The following is a 16,124-nucleotide window of genomic DNA, read 5'->3' as shown; positions in this document are numbered from 1 at the left end:
TGCGAGGGGCAAAGTAACCGTGGGACTGTCGATTAACAGAACGGAGTTTTCGGCGGAGGAGTTTGAGCGTTTTGCGGCCAAGGTCCGGACGGATCTCAGCGCACTGACTCGTCTTCTGAACCGGCCCGGCTTTGGTGAGGGAAAGGCTTCCATTGGTGCCGAGGTCGAGTTCTACATCGTCAACCCGGATCTTCGGGTTCAGCCTATCAACACGGAAATTGCGGCCAGGGTTCAGGATCCCCAACTGACGGTTGAACTCAACCGCTTCAATCTCGAATACAACCTCAGCCCCCAGGCTTTCAAAGGCGATCCGTTCGCCCGGACAGAGCAGGAGCTGCTGTCGGCCATTCAACGAATAAACCAGCACGCTGCATCACTCGACGGGGAACTGGTGCCAATCGGCATCTTGCCCACGCTTCGCCAGGCCGATATGGGACCGGAGGTGATGACGGACGAACCCCGCTACCATGCGTTATCCAAAGCGCTGATCGAGCAACGAGGTGAGCCGTTCAGCATCCACATCGGCGGTAACGATGTCATTGATCTGGAGGTCGACGATGTGTACATGGAGGGCGCCAATACCTCGTTTCAGCTGCATTGGCGGGTGCCCGCTAACCGCTTCGCCGATTATTTCAATGCGGTCCAGCTCGTCACGCCGATTGCCCTCGCGCTGTCCAGCAATTCCCCCAGCCTGTTTGGTCATCATTTATGGGACGAAACCCGTATTGCGCTGTTCAAGCAATCCATCGACAGCCGATCCCCCAATCATAAAACCTGGCGCCACCCACCCAGGGTGTATTATGGAAACGGCTGGGCCAGGAGCGCCTGGGAGTTGTTCGCTGCTTCGGCATCGCTGTATCCCCCCATCATTCCGCTGATGTCGGACGAAGACCCGATGGCCGTGATTGACCGCGGGGAAGTGCCCAAACTAACCGAGCTGCGCTTGCACCAGGGCACCACCTGGCCCTGGAACCGGGCCATCTACGATCACACTGAAGGGGGGCATCTGCGCATCGAGATTCGTTCCATGCCGGCAGGGCCCACCGCCGTTGATATGTGTGCGAACGGGCTGTTCGTGATCGGGGCGGCGTTGGCGGTGCTCGATGACATTCATCACCTGACCTCGATACTCCCTTTCCACTACACCGAGCACAATTTCTATCGGGCCGCCAAGTACGGCATCGGCGCTGAGATCATCTGGCCACACAAGAATCAGGTTCAGTTGCAGGACACGCCGTTGTTAACCGTAGCCCGCGAACTGCTGCCGCGGGCTCGGGAAGCCCTGAAACAGACCGATGTGGACGAGGCGGAAATACACCGCCTGCTGGGAATCATCGAGGGCCGGATTGAATCCAACATGTCTGGCGCCCGCTGGCAGCGCCATATCACCGAGTCATTCCAGGTGTCCCAGACCCCCGATGAGGCGTTCCGGAGCATGCTGTCTATATACATGGCCAACCAGAAGGAAAACCGGCCGCTGCACGAATGGTCTTTGTTGACGTGAGCAATCTGAACGTACTGGATTATCTGAACAATCCGTCGCCCCGCACATTGGGCCGCTCCCCCCTTGAGTGGCTGGACCGACTGAACAAGCCCACGGTGGTTCGTGTTGCCGGTCGTGATCGTTCCCGCACCCGGGCCATGGCAACGCTTCTACACGGTAATGAGCCTTCGGGCCTGTTTGCGCTTCACCGGTGGCTGCTCGAACAGCGCACCCCCGAGGTCAACATGCTGTTTGTCCTGGGAGGGGTATATCCCGCGAAGATTCCACCCATGTTTTCGCTGCGCCAGCTGCCCGAGGGGCTCGATCTGAACCGGTGTTTCAAGGAACCGTTCGAGGGGGAAGAGGGTGCCATCGCCCAGGCCATGCTGGCTGAGCTTCGCAATGCAAGGCCCGAGTGCCTGCTGGATGTGCACAACACCTCAGGCACGGGGCCTGCCTTTGCGGTGACCATTACCAATGACGCCGCTCACCAGGCACTGACCTCGCTCTTTACCGACCGGCTGATCATGACGGACCTTCGCCTGGGTGCGTTGATGGAATATTCCGAGCAGGAGGTACCGACGGTAACCATCGAGTGTGGTGGCGCCCAGGACGAACACGCTCATCAACTGGCGTATGAGGGGCTTGTCCGGTACACCTCAAAACCGGACGTGTTGTCGCTGGAAAAGGCGGAATGGGAGGTCGCTGTACTGCGAAATCCGATTCGGGTGGAGCTCGCGCCTGAAGCGACCATCGAATACCGGCCTGAACCCTCCGGCCATGCGGATCTGACGTTTCCTCCTGACATTGAGCACCGCAATTTTGGCGTGGTTTCCCCGGATGAGCCCCTGGGCTGGATTGGTAACAAGGGCCTCAGCATACTCACAGCCATCGGCCACAACCGGACCGAGAACCTGGAACAGGTGCTCCGCATCAAGGATGGACAGATCTACCCCGCCCAGGCGATCAAAGCCTTTATGATCACTACCAATCCGGTGATTGCGAAGAGCGACTGTCTGTTTTATGCGGTCAAAGCCACCGGCGAACCCATTTTTTAACCCCATTGCCTCAGGCTTCAGGTGCCTCGCCCGTCCGGGCACAACCATGCCAGCACATGTCGCACACCGAATCGTCCCTTGAGAGTGTATGCGGACGACTGTAATGCCCGTGTTGCCCATCGCTGGCAATGACATCGGCCCCCGGCCAATCGTATAGACACCAGGACTGGAAGAACGCATCCAGTTCGCCATGATCACCATGCCGTTCAATCACACGACGAACAAAGGTTTGTGGTGGGCAGTGCGTCCAGTATGTGTAGGTGTTGCCTCCCTCGGTCCACGCTTTCACCGTATACCCCGGAGGTCCGGGCGCGCTGAACGGGAAAACCATGAGCGCTCGGAGTGTCCTTGCTATACGTATTGCAGGGTCGCGGCTGGTGACACGAAAAGGTATGGATACGGCCGTTAGCATCCAGTTATAAACTTTCCAGCCTACATCGGCCACCAATGTCCTGGCGTACTCCGAAGGCACACCACGGCTTATCATCACCTGATAGGCAGCGGTCGTGATTACCGCCAGAAAGACCGTTTGACGATTGCCATAGGTTGGCAAAGTGTCGAGTTCTGCCATTGGCATCAACTGTTCGGAACGCGCCCATGTTTGCCTGAGATAGTCATTGATGTCGGATTCAAGCCACCGTCCCTTTTCTGGCTGGGTAAGATCAAACAGCCGACCCTTCAGAATCTGTCGAGCTGATCGACGGAAAACCGGCCGGTAAATCATCTTACAAGCGGCTATGTACGTTCGGTTCGCTAGGTTCATTTTCTTGTCTTGGCGTGACATGGCCGCGCCATCCAAAATCACTTGATGTCAATCGCACAAGCAACGACAGCTAAGCGGAATCCCTGTCCCACACGATGTTGTTCTTCGACCTGTCAAAATAAGGGGCGAACACGGACAGTGCTGCGAAGCTTTGCCCCTCCTTCAATATTGGCCCGTGGAGGGTGTGTTGTGGAATGAAGACCAGGTCTCCCTGACTGACTTGCTTTATCTCATCGCCAACTTTGAAATCGACGTTGCCCTCGATGATAACGAGTATCTCATCGTGGTGATTTTGAGTATGAAGGGCATTGCCACTGTCACGAACCACCCCGACATTCGCCGTTAAATGCGCTCCATCGAAAACGAACACCCTTTTGATAGGATCATTTTTAGTCGACTCATCTGTTTTTAGCGATTCAACGACCTCGTTGAGGTTTTTGAAATGCATCATGTTGGTGTCCTCCCCGGGCAAAAGATCGATCCCCTGTCGCTCTTGGTAGGACTCTCGAAGCGGAGTGAAGTTTCTACGTTTATCTCGCGAAAATATCCGCCTGGGGCAAATTATGTCGTCGCTTCGATAACGAAGCCCCAGAGCGACAACCATCGGTACTGGATAGGGAATCGGGAAACCGTCAGGGAAGTGAAACCAGCCTTGTACAGTGCCTCTTTCAGTTCCTTCTCGCTATACAGGTTCGCTTGCCACCACTGGCCGATAAGAGGGCGTGTAAGCCAGTTTCGGCGTGTGATGAAAAGGACGAATCGCCCACCTTCGTTCAGCCGCGAGCGCAGTCTTTGAAACCCTTCACTCACGCGGTGCGGGGGAAGGTACTCGAACATCGAGGCGGAAATGATCAGATCGTAGTTGGTCCATTCCGCTGGCAACGTCTCTGATTCAAGAACATCGGCCTGTGTAAGTTCGACGTCCGTGATAGCACGCTTGTGAAGTATTGCGCGAAAGCGGTCAATCATCGCCGGCGTCAGATCGAACGCGTGGAAGGATCCGGGAACCATTCGCCGCTTAAGTAACGCGTCCCTGAGTGCGAGCGTCGCGAATCCAGTGCCGCATCCGGCATCGAGCACATGAAGGCCTGGCCGGAGCCAGGAGGCGCGCAGAAAGTACGCACGGATACCTTGCGGATAGCGGACGACATTTACGAACCTGGTGTAGGTAGCGACGCGGCTCGAATACAGGTCAACGGGGTCCATAAGAACAAAGGGGCCCTTTTTTCATGTTGAAACTGCCTCTGGTGTTTAGACGGCCGCATGCCCCATCACTGGCTGTCTTCTGCCATCGGATTCGGGTTTCGCAGAGCCAGCTCGCCAATGCCCGGCAGTTTGATGCCCAGCGCCATCGGGTTTACTCCCAGTGACAGGCCCAGCACATTCAGCTCCAGCCCCTCCCGGACGCCGGCCAGCAGGCCGAAGTAGCCGCCAACCGACAGTTGGTAGCCCGCGCCACCCGGTACTTCCGCAACCCAGTTTTCGCCCAGGTAGTCCTTGCCGATCGCGTGGTTGGGCAGCGCCACATCAAGCCCGGGTACTTCGCGGATCACCCAGGCGACAAAGGTGTTGCTGTTGGGACCTGGCCAGGCTTTGTATTCGGTGGGGTAGGGGTAGGATTCGACGGCGTCGGAGATGGCGGGGATGAGTTTCTCTGCCTCCTCACCACGGATGTCTGCATAGAGTTGCGGCCGGGCGCCGAACCAGTGGCGGTCGGGCACGCTCGGGTGCGACCTCACCACCTTGTGGCGCCAGCCCAGCACTTCGTGAACGTGGTAGTCGCTGGCGCCCTGGTTCTTGGTGGCTATCCAGGTGTGCACGGCAAAGTACCCCCGCCAACTCCAGGCCCGTGCGCCATAAACCTGCACGACCGCACCGTCATAGTCCTCTGGTGCCGGCGCAAGGCCAGCACTTTCCCGGCTGGCGGTTTGCCAGCTTTCTGCACCTTGCAGGCTGCCACTGGTGGCCATCAGCAGTGGCCCTGAAAGGATCAGTGCGACTCCGGCCAGTAGCCAGAGGCTGATTTTCGATACTTTTTTCATGATAAAACTAGTTTTCAGGCGTTCCGGTTACCGTATTCGTTAGTCCGCGTCGGGTTGCTAGCTCATCCAACCATTTTTGCAGGCGGGTTCTTGCTTTGTTGCCTCATAATGGCGTGATATTCAGGTCCCTTACCAGCGGTCAGGAATCCGCTTCTTGATCACGATTCGTTTTTCGATCGTGTCGATATAACCTCCAATACGCAAATCCTTGAGAATTCGACTGACCATTTCACGGGATGCTCCTACCTCGTCGGCGATCGCCTGTTGGGTCAGTGGCGGAGTGATTAAAACGCCGTCCTCTTCGGTGGCTGATTTCCGGAGCACGCTCGCGATCCGCCCGAACACATCCATCAACGCCAGCTCTTTGGCGTGAAGCGTTGTGTTGCGCATACGCTGCCCCATACCTTCGAGCAAACGAATGGCTACTTTGGGATTCGCCTCCAGGTACGTGAGGAAATCGGTGCGTGAGAGAATCAGCATCTGGCACTGGGTCACTGCTTCAACGGACGCGGACCTCGGCCCTCCATCGATCAGAGACAGCTCGCCAAAGTAGTCGCCCTCGTTGAGACGATTAACGATATTGATGTTTCCATCCTCGTCACTGACATACGCAATCACTTCACCTTGCAGGATCACGTAGAGCGAGTGGGATAACTCGCCCTCGGTAACGATGATGCTGTTCTTGCCATAGGTATGGCGTACCGATGCGGCCATTAACTGCTTCAGATCATGGTCGTCAACAGTGGCGAATAAAGGAACTGTGCGTAATGTTTCGACAGACATCTGTAGAGCTTAGACGAAAGCCATTTGGCGTGGGAAACCGCCTATCCCTGCTGCCGTTCATGTTTTGATCAGAATGGCCTATGCTGAATTCAGAAGTGATGGAGTTAACTGTACCTGCCGGTGGGGCTTCGCTCGTTTCACGGAAGATGAACGTGATGGGTATCACCACAAAGTTCAATCTTATTCTCATTGGCGTCCTGGGGCTCGGGTTTGCGGTGTTCAGTGCCATGACCCATCGTGCGCTCTACGACAATGCCTATCGTGAGGTGGTCGCGCAGGCCGGCCTGATGATGGACAGTTCCATGGCCTTGCGAAGCTACACGGAGCGTGAAATCCGGCCACTGCTCAAGCCCCAGCTAACAGTAGCCTTCCCTCCTCAGATCGTGCCTGCGTATGCCGCCACCCAGAGCTTCATGCAGTTGCGCAAAAACAATCCCGAATACAGCTACAAAGAGGCTTCGACAAATCCAACCAATCCCAGGGACCGGGCACTCGACTGGGAAGCGGACATCATCCGGATGTTCAGGAACAAGCCAGACCTTGAGGAGTTCTCCGGGATGCGTGATACCCCGGGAGGGCAGGCACTGTATCTGGCTCGGCCTATCCGTGTTACCGACGAAGGTTGCTTGGCTTGCCACGGACTCCCGTCGGCGGCTCCCGCGACGATGATCGAACGATACGGCAATGACAATGGGTTTGGATGGGAGATGGGCAAAGTCGTTGGCGCGCAGATTGTATCGGTGCCAGCGGATGTTCCGATTGCAAAAGCACAGTCTATTTCCCAACTGTTGATGGTGATGCTGGCCGCCATCTGTGGCGTCATTATTCTGCTGGCTAATGTGCTTCTCAGGGTGTTCGTCACACGGCCTATTCAGCGAATGTCGCAGACTGCCAATGAAGTTAGTCAGGGCAACATGGAAGTGCCTGAGTTTGAGACCAATGGCAAGGATGAACTGTCGGTATTGGCAAAGTCCTTCAACCGCATGCGTCGAAGCCTCGACAAGGCGATGGCCATGCTGGATTCGGAGCGAAGCTGAGCCATGGCCAATCACAACCGGACTTGGCTGTGTTGTGTTGTTTTCCTGGATGTAGTCGCTTCAACCAAACGCCATATGCAGGCACAGATGGCCATCAAATCCCATCTGGATGAGCAGATCCGAAAGCTTCTGATTAATCGGCCAAGGGACGAATATATTCTTCTGGATCGCGGGGACGGCGCTGCTGTGTGCTTTTTGCTGGAGCCCGAAACAGCGCTCTATTTTGCCCTGGATCTTCGCGAAGCCGTGCGCGCACAGGGCGACAGCACCGTCCCCTATGAGATTCGAACCGGCATACATATGGGTCCGATAAAAATCATATTCGATGTGAAAGGCGAGAAAACAACTCTCGGAGAGGGTATCAACTCCGCAGCCCGCATTATGGATTTTGCCGGTCCCGGCCAGATATTGGTCTCTCGCTCTTTTTATGAAGTTGTTTGCTGTCTTGGGCAGGAGTACGCGGAACTGTTTTCCTACTGTGGAAAAAGAGCGGATAAGCACGTCCGCGAGTTCGAAGTCTATGAGATCGCATTAGCTGTCCATCATGTGCCAAGCCCGGTTGACCTGGGTACTGCAGACAGAGAAAACCCAGCTCGCCCGGACTGGGAGCCCGAAGCATTGAATAGTCGAATTGCCCGGTTGACTGATGAGTGGGGGCCCATGGCTCGAGTTCTGGTGCAGCAGGCGGCTCAGCAGGCAGAAACTCTGGAAGAGCTTGATCGAATGCTGGCGGAAGCAGATCACCCGTTAACACTCGCGCCCAGTCCTGGCGCCGGAGTGCCGGTTCCGTTCGATGGCGCATTGGTACGTCGGGCAGAACGCCTGCTATGCGGCACCCTTGGCCCCATCGGAACCCTTCTGGTTAAAAACGCCGTGGAACGGGCGCTGGATGAACGCAGCTTTCGGCAGATGCTGGCAGATGAACTTGACACGGAGTCCGAAAGGCACCAATTCCTGACTCAATTGGACAATGAATACTGAACGTATCCGGCTTCTCCAGGCCATGCCTTTGTTTGGTGGCGTTTCCGACGAGACCCTGACGTTCCTTTTGGAACGTTCTCGTGTCATCGAGGTAGCGGCTGGGGAGAATTTTTTCTGCGAAAATGATGAAGCCCATGCCCTTTATGTGCTGGAAACGGGAGTCGTCAGCATTATTAAACACTGGCAGGGAAACCCGGTCACGCTGCATCAGCTAACGGCTGGAGACTGTTTTGGCGAGATCGCTTTGATGGCAATGATGCCCCGCAGTGCGACCGTCAGGGCGGATACCCCTTGCCTTGCCATTGAACTGCCCCTGTCTGCACTGTTCGATTGCTACCAGGAAAACCTGGAACAATTCACACTGATTCAGATGAACCTGGGGCGCGAAATCTGCCGACGTCTGCGTGATTCTGATGCCCGCCTGTTCGAGGTAATGAACAAAAGCTAACCGCCTGTCAGGTGCCACTATCAGCCTGCTGCCACCGTCATGTTTGTGGCCTTTCCCGTGTCCTTACTCGCTTCAGCGATGTGTGAATAAGTCACATTTTTCGCGCCAATCCTTAACAGTTTTCACCCGGCCCTGCCTCGTAAAGTGAATCTACTGCAGAGAAACACCGCAGCGGCATCACCAAACCATACGAGCAGTACAAGAAGAACGGAGAAAGGGTCATGAAACCAACAAACGCTACCGCGCGAATCCGCAAGCCTCTTATTTGTGCTTTAACCGCTGTTATTCTCGCCGCCCCTGTTTTGGGCCATGCCCGTTGGGGGGGAGGTCTCTCTTCCCGGATTGAGACCGTGAAGTCCAATACGAGTACGCTGATAACCAATGTGCGGGAAAAGGCTCCGATCCAATCCATTGCTGAAAAGGTTCAGAACGGTTCCCCCGATATCTTTGCGGACATCAAAGATATGAACGTCCTGGATCAGCTGAAGCAGACAATGGGTATGATCAGGCAGATGCAGACGGAGTATGAGTATTTCACTGGTGGTTCTGGGTGTTCTGCGATCTGTGCCGGTTTCCGTAGTCGCATTAAATACATCCTTAACGATTTTCTGAATCTGGCTTCTGAGATTCCGGCCCTGAGCAGCCGCCAGGACTTGCTGGAAAACCTTCAACGTATGAGCGTCGTCATCGATTATGTGCCACCCCGCCCGCTGTACCTCATGTGGCAAACGGTAGGTGCGCAAATGCAGCAGCTGGAATCGACAGTAAGTGACATTCGCCAAATGCTGGCATCGCTGCCGCCTTTGCTGGAACCAGCGCGCTATGGGTTCCAGGCGGTGAGTTCCGGGAACTTGAACCGCGCGCCATCTGGTGAGGTGTGTGAGTGGGCTGTGGAAGAGAGCGAGCCGAAGTTTGAACTGATCCGGGAAAGCCTGAACATGAGTGCCTGGGTCCTTAAAAAGAGTGCTGATCTGATCCCGGACGTGTCCATCGAGGCGGAGGGAGGTGCATCCGCCGGTGCCGGGGTTGCCAACGCAACTGCCTCAGCGACGGTAGGGGTGAAGCCAACCGATGTTTTGAAGTCGCTGCTTAAACTCATCGCTTGGGTCCCAGAGGGAACCAGTTGGACCATCAAGATGAATATCCTGTACGCCAAGGCTATCTGCACGTGAGTCATGACAGGCAAAAAAGGGAAGCTGCAGGCGATCCAGGAATCTAGAGGGGCGTGGCACCTGAATCGGGTGCCGCGCCTCATTGGTATAGGGGCCTGATCAATGAGCATTTCAACTCATCAGAAATCGGACTGATATGTTCCAGGGCTCCTGGTTTGCCGGCACCGGGCTTGTCTTCTAGGCTCAAGAGTATCTTCAGCCACGCTGTTTTCAGCAAATCCGGAGGAAGCAATCATGACTGACCACCACACGTACAAGAAAGTGGAGATTGTGGGTTCGTCCAAGAATAGCATCGAAGATGCCATAGAGAACGCCCTGGGCGAGTGTGCCAAGTCGATTCACAACATGGAGTGGTTCGAGGTGGTGGAAACCCGCGGCCATATCGTCGACTCCAGGGTCGGCCACTACCAGGTGGTGCTGAAGATCGGCTTCCGCATCATGGATAGTTAACGTTGATCACCCGGGTTCGGATGGCATCCGCCAGTCGGTTCATCAGATCCCGGGCCTCGCCATCGTAAAGGGCCTGGCATTTGTCTTTCAGTACCCGGCGTTCGTGGTCGGAGGACGAGTCAGACACTTCCTTTGACACATCCATATGCTGGCAGGCAGCGAGGTGAACCTTGATCTCGGTATCAATCAGGCGGGTCACCAGTTCTTCGACCGTCTCGTTGCAGAACGGACGATTCAGGTTCATTAACTGGCGGGCTTCGAGCGCCGCGTTGCGGGCATCGAGCCGCAGGTCGCCGGCGGATTCTCCATTCTCGATGGCTCGTATAAAAATGCCTACGCGATCATGTAACTGCCAAAGCTGGGGCCATATTTTGCTGTAGGCTTCTTTTTCCGTGTCATATCGGGCGGCTCCCGGATCGGCACCCAGAGTGGGAGGCGGGCGATGGCCGCCGCCTGAGAATTGACCGATGCGGAGTTCTTCCAGTTCACGCCCCAGTGAGCGGGCCTGCTGGCGCAAGGAGTCGGCTTCCCGATTGGCACTGCGGGACAGCGTAAAGGCCATTACCAGAGCGATAATGCCAACCAGCAGTGCAATGGCAGCAAGAATAAGCGCGGTTTGGTTACCTTCCAGAAAACTGAGTAGTGGGTCCGTTTCCATTCGGTCAGAATCCGTTTGAGCCTCGTCAAGGTTTCAGTATAGAAGTTAATCCTGATCCTGTTGTTTGTACGGCAAAAAGCTGAACGATTCCTGAAAATAGGCGTCCACCTGGGCCGCTTCGTCGCGGATAAAGGTTCGGATGGCATCCCGGAAACCCGGGTGGCTGATGCCGTGCCAGGAGTGGGTGAGCTGCGGTTCAAATCCCCTTACCAGTTTGTGTTCGCCCTGGGCGCCTGCATCGAAGCGGCTCAGGCCGAGTTCAATCGCCAGTTCGATGCCCTGGTAATAGCAGGTTTCAAAGTGCAGGTGGGGGTATTCTTCCAGGCAACCCCAGTAACGCCCGTAGAGTGTGTTCTTACTGGTCAGGAACAGGGCGCCGCCAACCCATTCGCGGTTTTTCCGGGCCATAACCAGGTGCAGATGTTCGGGCAGGTTGACTCGAATCAGTTCGAAAAACTGCCGGTTCAGATAGGGGCGCTGCCCGCGCTTGAGATAGGTGGCCTGATAGAACGTGTAAAAAGCCTCCATGACATCATCCGGAATATCCTCGCCGTGAAAACGGCTGAACACAATGCCCTGTTCAGCCACCTGACGGCGCTCGCGCCGGATGGACTTGCGCTTGCGGGAGGTAAGCTGTTCCAGAAAACCGTCAAAGGTTTCGTACTTGCGATTGTGCCAGTGAAACTGACAGCCGAGCCGGCGAAGTTCCTGTGGGTAGCCCAGGAGCTTTCGGTCCCGGGCATCCGGGAACAGCAGGTGCCAGGAGTGGCCACCCAGTTGATGCATCAGGTTGTCGAACAACTCATGGAGTTGGCGCGCGTCCAGCAACCCCCGAAGCTCCCGGGAAAGCAGCAGGCGCGGCCCCTGGGACGGCGTGAACGGAATGGCCATCAGCAACTTGGGGTAATAATCCAGTCCGTGCTGGTGATAGGCCTGGGCCCAGGACCAGTCGAACACATACTCGCCCATGGAATGGGTCTTCAGGTAAGCGGGCGCAAGGCCGGCGATCTCTCCATCCAATCGGAAAATCAGGTGGCTGGGCTCCCAGCCGGTTGAGCGGCTGGTACAGCCGGAACGCTCCAGAGCCTGAAAGAACTCGTAGCGCAAAAACGGGTTGTCCTGGCCAGCCAGGCGATCCCAGTCTGCCCGTGGAATGTCTTCCACCGAGTAGCAGGTGTCCAGAGTCAGGGAGAGGGTTTGTGTATCAGGCATCCGTTACAGGCTTTTTTGGGTGTCCTTGGTCATACCATAGGTCAGAACTTCGCTTTCATCACGAACTCTGGGTCAGAAGACGCCGGCAAGTTCTGAAAATGTAAAGGTTCTGCAAAGGAAAGCGACAGGAATCAGCGGCTTGAATCAGCCGTGGTAGACTCGGGATCATTGTTCAGGAGGCACAAGATGCAGAACCGGGTGTTGCTGGTTGAAGATGACGAGGAATTGCGGAGCCTGCTGGCCCGTTATCTGAGTAATCAGGGGTTTACGGTTCGTGAAGCGGCCAACGGTAACGATGGGCTGGCCCTGGCCCGGGGGCAGAACTGTGATCTGGTGGTGCTGGATATCATGCTGCCGGACATCAATGGCCTGGAAGTGCTGCGTGAACTACGCGCCGACACTCATTTGCCGGTTGTTCTGCTTACCGCCCGAGGCGATGAAACCGACCGTATCGTCGGCTTTGAAGTGGGCGCCGATGATTACATTCCAAAGCCCTGCAATCCGCGGGAACTGGTGGCCCGGCTGCAAGCCCTGTTGCGTCGTGTGGCGTGGGATCAGCGAGCCGAGGTCAATGCTGCCCGGATCTATGGCGACCTCAAGGTGGAACCGGAGCACCGCCGTATCCTGCAGAACGACCAACCGCTGGACCTTACCGCCACCGAGTACGAAGTCCTGCAAGTGCTGCTGTCCCACGCCGGCAGTGTGGTGCGCAAACCGGACCTGATGCAGTGGGCGCTTGGGCGACGTCTGGAGGCGTACGACCGCACCCTGGATATGCACATCAGTAACCTCCGCCGGAAACTGGGGCCGGACGGGCAGGAACGAATAGAGACGGTTCGGGGGCTGGGTTACAGCTACAAGGTGCTGGCATGAAATGGCTGCCGTCCGTGCCGCTGTTCTGGCGGATTTTCCTGTCGATCTGGCTGGCGATGGCCGTGACGGTGGTGGCCAGTAATCTGGCGAGCCGGGTTTTGTTGGATCGTGAGCGACAAGCCATTGAGCGGCAGGCCGGGCTTCATGACCTTGGCTTGGAAGCTATCGCGATTCGCGAGGAGAGCGGCAAATGGGCGCCCTGGCGTTTTCTGCGTGAACAGGGCGAACAGATGGATCTGCACCTTATTCTGATTGATCTGGATGATAAGGAGCGGCGCCTGCCGTCTTTCGTGCGGGAACGCATGGAGTCCAGCTGGTATCCCCAGAAACCGGCACTGATTGATATCAATGAAAGGTATCAGCTGGTGGCCTGGCCCCGGGCCTCAGGGGAAGGCTGGCTGGACCCCGGTGTGTTCCGTTTCATCGAGCTGGCTCTGGCCGCCGTACTGATTACCCTGGCGTGCTGGTGGATTGCCCGTATGGTTTCGCGCCCGATGAATCACATGGAACAGACCGCACGGCAAATCGCCGGTGGGCGGACCGAGCTTCGGGTCAGTGAGGATATTGCCGGGCGGGGCGATGAGGTTGGCCAGCTGGCTACGGCGTTCAATGCCATGACCGACCAGCTGTGCACCCTGCTGGAACGGCAGAAACATTTGCTGAGGGATATCTCCCACGACCTTCGAACGCCCCTGACTCGCCAGCGAATTGCCATTGAGTTGGCGATCGATGCCGGTGAGGACGAACAACTCATGGCCAGTATTCTGCGACAAAACGAACGGCTGGAGGCCATGACCTCCCAGATCCTGACCTTGTACCGGGTGGCCGAGCAGGGCAATGACATCGAGCGGGAGCCGGTTGCGCTGCTGACGTTGATCAACGAAGTGCTCCGGGATGCGGCGGACTATGCGGAACACCAGGGGGTAGACTGTCAGCTCACGGCCAGGCCAGAGTTGCTCAAGAGTTCTGTGCTGGGCGATGGCGAACTGTTGCGCCGGGCGTTTGAAAACATCCTGCAGAATGCCCTTGACCACACCTCGCCGGGGCATGCCGTTCAGGTGAGTGTCGGGACATCGGGGCAATTTCTCGAGATCGCTTTCGAGGATGAAGGCCCGGGCGTGGATGACGAACACCTGCCGCACCTGTTCGAGCCCTTCTACCGCGCCGACAAATCCCGCGGGGGGCCGGGCTGGGGTCTTGGCCTGGCCATTGCCCGGGACATTGTCGCGGCCCACGATGGCTCAATCCGCGCCGATCGGGGCGCTTCGGGCGGCTTACGGGTGACGATCCGCCTGCCGGTCTTTATCGGCACCTGATTCCGGTTCGTCCGGTGCCGCGTCGTCCTCTGGCATTAGGCGTTCGGCGCCGGAAAAATCGATGCCTTCCTGCAGTTCATCGTCTGCGAACCGGATACCGCAGGCGGCCTTCTGGATCCTGGCTGGGCTGGCTGCGCCCGGACTGGTACGATCGCTGTCTTCAGACATAAGGTTTACCTACTGATGAGCAAGGATTACCCGGTCCCCGCAGGATACCTTGAGCGGGAAACGGAAGTGAAGAAAAGCCGCTTCATCGCCCGCATCGCGCCCGTTTCCTCTCGTGAGGAGGTCAAGGCGTGGCTGGACGAGGCCCATAACGATCATCCCGATGCCCGGCATGTTTGCTGGGCTTATCAGCTGGGACGGCCTGGCTCCGCCGCAGAGGCGGGCATGAGCGATGATGGCGAGCCCTCCGGCACCGCCGGAAAGCCCATTCTTAATGTTATTCAGCACAAGGACATGGGCGATGTGCTGGTGATGGTGATCCGCTACTTTGGCGGCATCAAACTGGGCGCTGGCGGTCTGGTGCGTGCCTACGCCGGTGCCGCCGAGAGTGTGCTGTCGGCCGTGGACCGTGTGGTCCAGCGGCCCATGGCGCCCGTAACCGTGACCATGCAGTTCGCCGACGAACAGCCGGTAAGGCACTGGTGTGAGGTCCACGGTGCCGAGGTGGCCTCCGTTGACTATGGCAATCGGGTCACAGCGCAACTGCAGGTTCCGGAAGAGCAGGCCGATGCCTTTGCCGCGTTCTGCGATGCCCAGCGATTGGACTACCATTTCGATAACTGACCCGTAAGGACAGCTGTAGGTCTCTGGCGGACGTATACTGAAAGGACGTGAGCTCCACAAGGAGGATCTTGCATGCGTTTTCTGATGATCACTGCCCTGTTGCTGGCGTTGGCCGGTTGCACGGCCAACGTGGTAACCGACTACAAGGACACCGCCATGTTCGGCAGTTATGGCACCTGGGCTTTTGCGCCCAATGCCGGGGCAGGCTCGTTCGTTTCCCTGGATGGCAGCCGTGTTCGTGCTGCTGTGGAGCGGGAAATGAAACGCGAAGCCCTGCGCCAGGTGCCCGAAGCCGAGGCGGACCTGCTGGTGAACTGGCAGATTGTTGAAGAAGAGCGGCTGGAGCAGGTGGGTGTTGGCGTAGGTATCGGGTTTGGCCGCGGCCCCTTTGGCTGGGGCATGGCTGCACCGCCGCCGGTGCGGGAAGTGAAAGAGGGCAAGCTGGTCCTGGAACTGGTGGATACCTCCGCCAATGAGGTGGTCTGGCGAGCCGTCAGCCGCCGTTATCTAAAGGAATTCCAGTCGTCCGACGAACGCCGCGAACTGATCGACGAGGTGGTCGCGGAAATGTTTTCCCAGTACCCTCCGGCCCCTGAGTCATAAACCGGAGCAGAACAGAGGACCGGAATGAAGAAGCGAAATGAAGGTGGACTGGTGTTTTCCACCGAGCACGGCCGTATGTGCCCCGGCTGTAAGAACCCAGTGTCTGAATGCGCCTGTGGCGAGCCCGAAAGGCCGAAGGGCGATGGTATTGTGCGGGTAAGCCGTGAAACCAAGGGCCGGAAGGGCAAGGGCGTGACCTTGGTGACGGGCATCCCCATGGATGACAAAGAACTCAAGGCTTATGTCAAAGTCCTGAAAGCCAAGTGCGGCACCGGTGGAACGGTGAAAGACGGTGTCGTGGAGATTCAGGGCGATCAGCGGGATATTCTGGTGCCCCTCATGCAGGAAAAAGGCTGGACGGTGAAGCGTTCAGGGGGCTGATAACGGCCCCTCGCCAGACGTGGAAGGCGTGCGTTTCTGGTGACTCCATACCTCCCCTTTAAGTTTCGGCTGCGG

General features: G+C 57.1%; 20 protein-coding genes. 12 read left to right on the top strand and 8 right to left on the bottom strand.

Annotated elements, in window-relative coordinates; all coding sequences use genetic code 11:
• Positions 1-19 precede the first annotated feature (19 nt).
• Positions 20-1,504 (top strand): hypothetical protein, encoded by a 1,485-nt coding sequence (locus K8I84_RS07650; RefSeq protein ID WP_223794150.1) that lies wholly within the window; start codon positions 20-22, stop codon positions 1,502-1,504.
• Positions 1,501-2,541: a succinylglutamate desuccinylase gene (locus K8I84_RS07645; RefSeq protein ID WP_223794149.1), complete on the top strand. Its 1,041-nt coding sequence runs from the start codon at positions 1,501-1,503 to the stop codon at positions 2,539-2,541. Before K8I84_RS07650 ends, K8I84_RS07645 begins: the two co-directional genes overlap by 4 nt.
• 10 nt (positions 2,542-2,551) lie before the next feature.
• Here the strand turns inward: K8I84_RS07645 and K8I84_RS07640 are convergent, their stop codons facing one another.
• From K8I84_RS07640 to K8I84_RS07620, 5 genes are all read right to left on the bottom strand, one after another.
• Positions 2,552-3,304: a hypothetical protein gene (locus tag K8I84_RS07640; protein ID WP_223794148.1), complete on the bottom strand. Its 753-nt coding sequence runs from the start codon at positions 3,302-3,304 to the stop codon at positions 2,552-2,554.
• Between the two features lie 70 nt (positions 3,305-3,374).
• On the bottom strand, positions 3,375-3,755 hold the full coding sequence (locus tag K8I84_RS07635; protein ID WP_223794147.1) for a cupin domain-containing protein: 381 nt from the start codon (positions 3,753-3,755) through the stop codon (positions 3,375-3,377).
• 110 nt (positions 3,756-3,865) lie between these two features.
• Entirely contained in the window at positions 3,866-4,510 is a 645-nt protein-coding gene (locus K8I84_RS07630; protein ID WP_223794146.1) for a class I SAM-dependent methyltransferase, read from the bottom strand.
• Between the two features lie 65 nt (positions 4,511-4,575).
• Entirely contained in the window at positions 4,576-5,346 is a 771-nt protein-coding gene (locus K8I84_RS07625) for a DUF3750 domain-containing protein (RefSeq protein WP_223794145.1), read from the bottom strand.
• 129 nt (positions 5,347-5,475) lie between these two features.
• Positions 5,476-6,060, bottom strand: coding sequence for a Crp/Fnr family transcriptional regulator (locus tag K8I84_RS07620; RefSeq protein ID WP_223794144.1), 585 nt, complete (start codon positions 6,058-6,060; stop codon positions 5,476-5,478).
• Between the two features lie 149 nt (positions 6,061-6,209).
• On the opposite strand from K8I84_RS07620, the gene K8I84_RS07615 reads away from it, so the two are divergent.
• From K8I84_RS07615 to K8I84_RS07595, 5 genes are all read left to right on the top strand, one after another.
• Positions 6,210-7,166 carry a DUF3365 domain-containing protein gene (locus K8I84_RS07615; RefSeq protein ID WP_223794143.1) on the top strand — a complete coding sequence of 319 codons (957 nt, stop codon included), beginning with the start codon at positions 6,210-6,212 and terminating at the stop codon, positions 7,164-7,166.
• Between the two features lie 87 nt (positions 7,167-7,253).
• Complete coding sequence (locus K8I84_RS07610; RefSeq protein ID WP_223794142.1) at positions 7,254-8,147, top strand: hypothetical protein; 894 nt, start codon at positions 7,254-7,256, stop codon at positions 8,145-8,147.
• Positions 8,137-8,595 carry a Crp/Fnr family transcriptional regulator gene (locus tag K8I84_RS07605; RefSeq protein ID WP_223794141.1) on the top strand — a complete coding sequence of 153 codons (459 nt, stop codon included), beginning with the start codon at positions 8,137-8,139 and terminating at the stop codon, positions 8,593-8,595. The genes K8I84_RS07610 and K8I84_RS07605 overlap by 11 nt, the downstream gene beginning before the upstream one ends.
• A gap of 221 nt (positions 8,596-8,816) precedes the next feature.
• Positions 8,817-9,767: a hypothetical protein gene (locus K8I84_RS07600; protein ID WP_223794140.1), complete on the top strand. Its 951-nt coding sequence runs from the start codon at positions 8,817-8,819 to the stop codon at positions 9,765-9,767.
• Between the two features lie 234 nt (positions 9,768-10,001).
• Positions 10,002-10,217: a dodecin gene (locus K8I84_RS07595; RefSeq protein WP_223794139.1), complete on the top strand. Its 216-nt coding sequence runs from the start codon at positions 10,002-10,004 to the stop codon at positions 10,215-10,217.
• On the opposite strand, the gene K8I84_RS07590 is transcribed toward K8I84_RS07595, so the two are convergent.
• Positions 10,204-10,875 (bottom strand): hypothetical protein, encoded by a 672-nt coding sequence (locus K8I84_RS07590; RefSeq protein WP_223794138.1) that lies wholly within the window; start codon positions 10,873-10,875, stop codon positions 10,204-10,206. The two genes, K8I84_RS07595 and K8I84_RS07590, sit on opposite strands and share 14 nt — an antisense overlap.
• A gap of 45 nt (positions 10,876-10,920) precedes the next feature.
• A complete protein-coding gene (locus tag K8I84_RS07585) occupies positions 10,921-12,087 on the bottom strand; it encodes a GNAT family N-acetyltransferase (protein WP_223794137.1) in 1,167 nt (388 codons plus the stop codon).
• Positions 12,088-12,273: 186 nt separating this feature from the next.
• Between K8I84_RS07585 and K8I84_RS07580 the strand changes: the two genes are divergently transcribed.
• Together K8I84_RS07580 and K8I84_RS07575 are read left to right on the top strand one after the other, a co-directional pair.
• Positions 12,274-12,960, top strand: a complete 687-nt coding sequence (locus K8I84_RS07580) for a response regulator transcription factor (RefSeq protein ID WP_223794136.1) — start codon at positions 12,274-12,276, stop codon at positions 12,958-12,960.
• On the top strand, positions 12,957-14,276 hold the full coding sequence (locus K8I84_RS07575; RefSeq protein ID WP_223794135.1) for a sensor histidine kinase: 1,320 nt from the start codon (positions 12,957-12,959) through the stop codon (positions 14,274-14,276). Before K8I84_RS07580 ends, K8I84_RS07575 begins: the two co-directional genes overlap by 4 nt.
• Here K8I84_RS07575 and K8I84_RS07570 read toward each other — a convergent pair.
• Positions 14,235-14,444, bottom strand: coding sequence for a hypothetical protein (locus tag K8I84_RS07570; protein WP_223794134.1), 210 nt, complete (start codon positions 14,442-14,444; stop codon positions 14,235-14,237). The two genes, K8I84_RS07575 and K8I84_RS07570, sit on opposite strands and share 42 nt — an antisense overlap.
• A gap of 15 nt (positions 14,445-14,459) precedes the next feature.
• Here K8I84_RS07570 and K8I84_RS07565 point away from each other — a divergent pair, with 15 nt between their 5' ends.
• From K8I84_RS07565 to K8I84_RS07555, 3 genes are all read left to right on the top strand, one after another.
• Positions 14,460-15,065 (top strand): YigZ family protein, encoded by a 606-nt coding sequence (locus K8I84_RS07565; protein WP_223794133.1) that lies wholly within the window; start codon positions 14,460-14,462, stop codon positions 15,063-15,065.
• 72 nt (positions 15,066-15,137) lie between these two features.
• On the top strand, positions 15,138-15,668 hold the full coding sequence (locus tag K8I84_RS07560; protein ID WP_223794132.1) for a DUF4136 domain-containing protein: 531 nt from the start codon (positions 15,138-15,140) through the stop codon (positions 15,666-15,668).
• 24 nt (positions 15,669-15,692) lie between these two features.
• Positions 15,693-16,049: a translation initiation factor Sui1 gene (locus tag K8I84_RS07555; protein ID WP_223794131.1), complete on the top strand. Its 357-nt coding sequence runs from the start codon at positions 15,693-15,695 to the stop codon at positions 16,047-16,049.
• Positions 16,050-16,124: the final 75 nt, after the last annotated feature.

It is taken from the genome of Marinobacter sp. F4216, from assembly GCF_019931195.1.
GTDB classification, from domain to species: domain Bacteria; phylum Pseudomonadota; class Gammaproteobacteria; order Pseudomonadales; family Oleiphilaceae; genus Marinobacter; species Marinobacter suaedae.
This window is presented reverse-complemented; position numbering and strand designations above follow the sequence as displayed.

What these genes read in the sequence shown, in the direction of transcription:
- K8I84_RS07640 (WP_223794148.1), bottom strand. Translation starts at nt 3,304, where the DNA reads ATGAACCTAGCGAACCGAACGTACATAGCCGCTTGTAAGATGATTTAC.
- K8I84_RS07635 (WP_223794147.1), bottom strand. Translation starts at nt 3,755, where the DNA reads ATGATGCATTTCAAAAACCTCAACGAGGTCGTTGAATCGCTAAAAACA.
- K8I84_RS07630 (WP_223794146.1), bottom strand. Translation starts at nt 4,510, where the DNA reads ATGGACCCCGTTGACCTGTATTCGAGCCGCGTCGCTACCTACACCAGG.
- K8I84_RS07625 (WP_223794145.1), bottom strand. Translation starts at nt 5,346, where the DNA reads ATGAAAAAAGTATCGAAAATCAGCCTCTGGCTACTGGCCGGAGTCGCA.
- K8I84_RS07620 (WP_223794144.1), bottom strand. Translation starts at nt 6,060, where the DNA reads ATGGCCGCATCGGTACGCCATACCTATGGCAAGAACAGCATCATCGTT.
- K8I84_RS07615 (WP_223794143.1), top strand. Translation starts at nt 6,210, where the DNA reads ATGCTGAATTCAGAAGTGATGGAGTTAACTGTACCTGCCGGTGGGGCT.
- K8I84_RS07610 (WP_223794142.1), top strand. Translation starts at nt 7,254, where the DNA reads ATGGCCATCAAATCCCATCTGGATGAGCAGATCCGAAAGCTTCTGATT.
- K8I84_RS07605 (WP_223794141.1), top strand. Translation starts at nt 8,137, where the DNA reads ATGAATACTGAACGTATCCGGCTTCTCCAGGCCATGCCTTTGTTTGGT.
- K8I84_RS07600 (WP_223794140.1), top strand. Translation starts at nt 8,817, where the DNA reads ATGAAACCAACAAACGCTACCGCGCGAATCCGCAAGCCTCTTATTTGT.
- K8I84_RS07595 (WP_223794139.1), top strand. Translation starts at nt 10,002, where the DNA reads ATGACTGACCACCACACGTACAAGAAAGTGGAGATTGTGGGTTCGTCC.
- K8I84_RS07590 (WP_223794138.1), bottom strand. Translation starts at nt 10,875, where the DNA reads ATGGAAACGGACCCACTACTCAGTTTTCTGGAAGGTAACCAAACCGCG.
- K8I84_RS07585 (WP_223794137.1), bottom strand. Translation starts at nt 12,087, where the DNA reads ATGCCTGATACACAAACCCTCTCCCTGACTCTGGACACCTGCTACTCG.
- K8I84_RS07580 (WP_223794136.1), top strand. Translation starts at nt 12,274, where the DNA reads ATGCAGAACCGGGTGTTGCTGGTTGAAGATGACGAGGAATTGCGGAGC.
- K8I84_RS07575 (WP_223794135.1), top strand. Translation starts at nt 12,957, where the DNA reads ATGAAATGGCTGCCGTCCGTGCCGCTGTTCTGGCGGATTTTCCTGTCG.
- K8I84_RS07570 (WP_223794134.1), bottom strand. Translation starts at nt 14,444, where the DNA reads ATGTCTGAAGACAGCGATCGTACCAGTCCGGGCGCAGCCAGCCCAGCC.
- K8I84_RS07565 (WP_223794133.1), top strand. Translation starts at nt 14,460, where the DNA reads ATGAGCAAGGATTACCCGGTCCCCGCAGGATACCTTGAGCGGGAAACG.
- K8I84_RS07560 (WP_223794132.1), top strand. Translation starts at nt 15,138, where the DNA reads ATGCGTTTTCTGATGATCACTGCCCTGTTGCTGGCGTTGGCCGGTTGC.
- K8I84_RS07555 (WP_223794131.1), top strand. Translation starts at nt 15,693, where the DNA reads ATGAAGAAGCGAAATGAAGGTGGACTGGTGTTTTCCACCGAGCACGGC.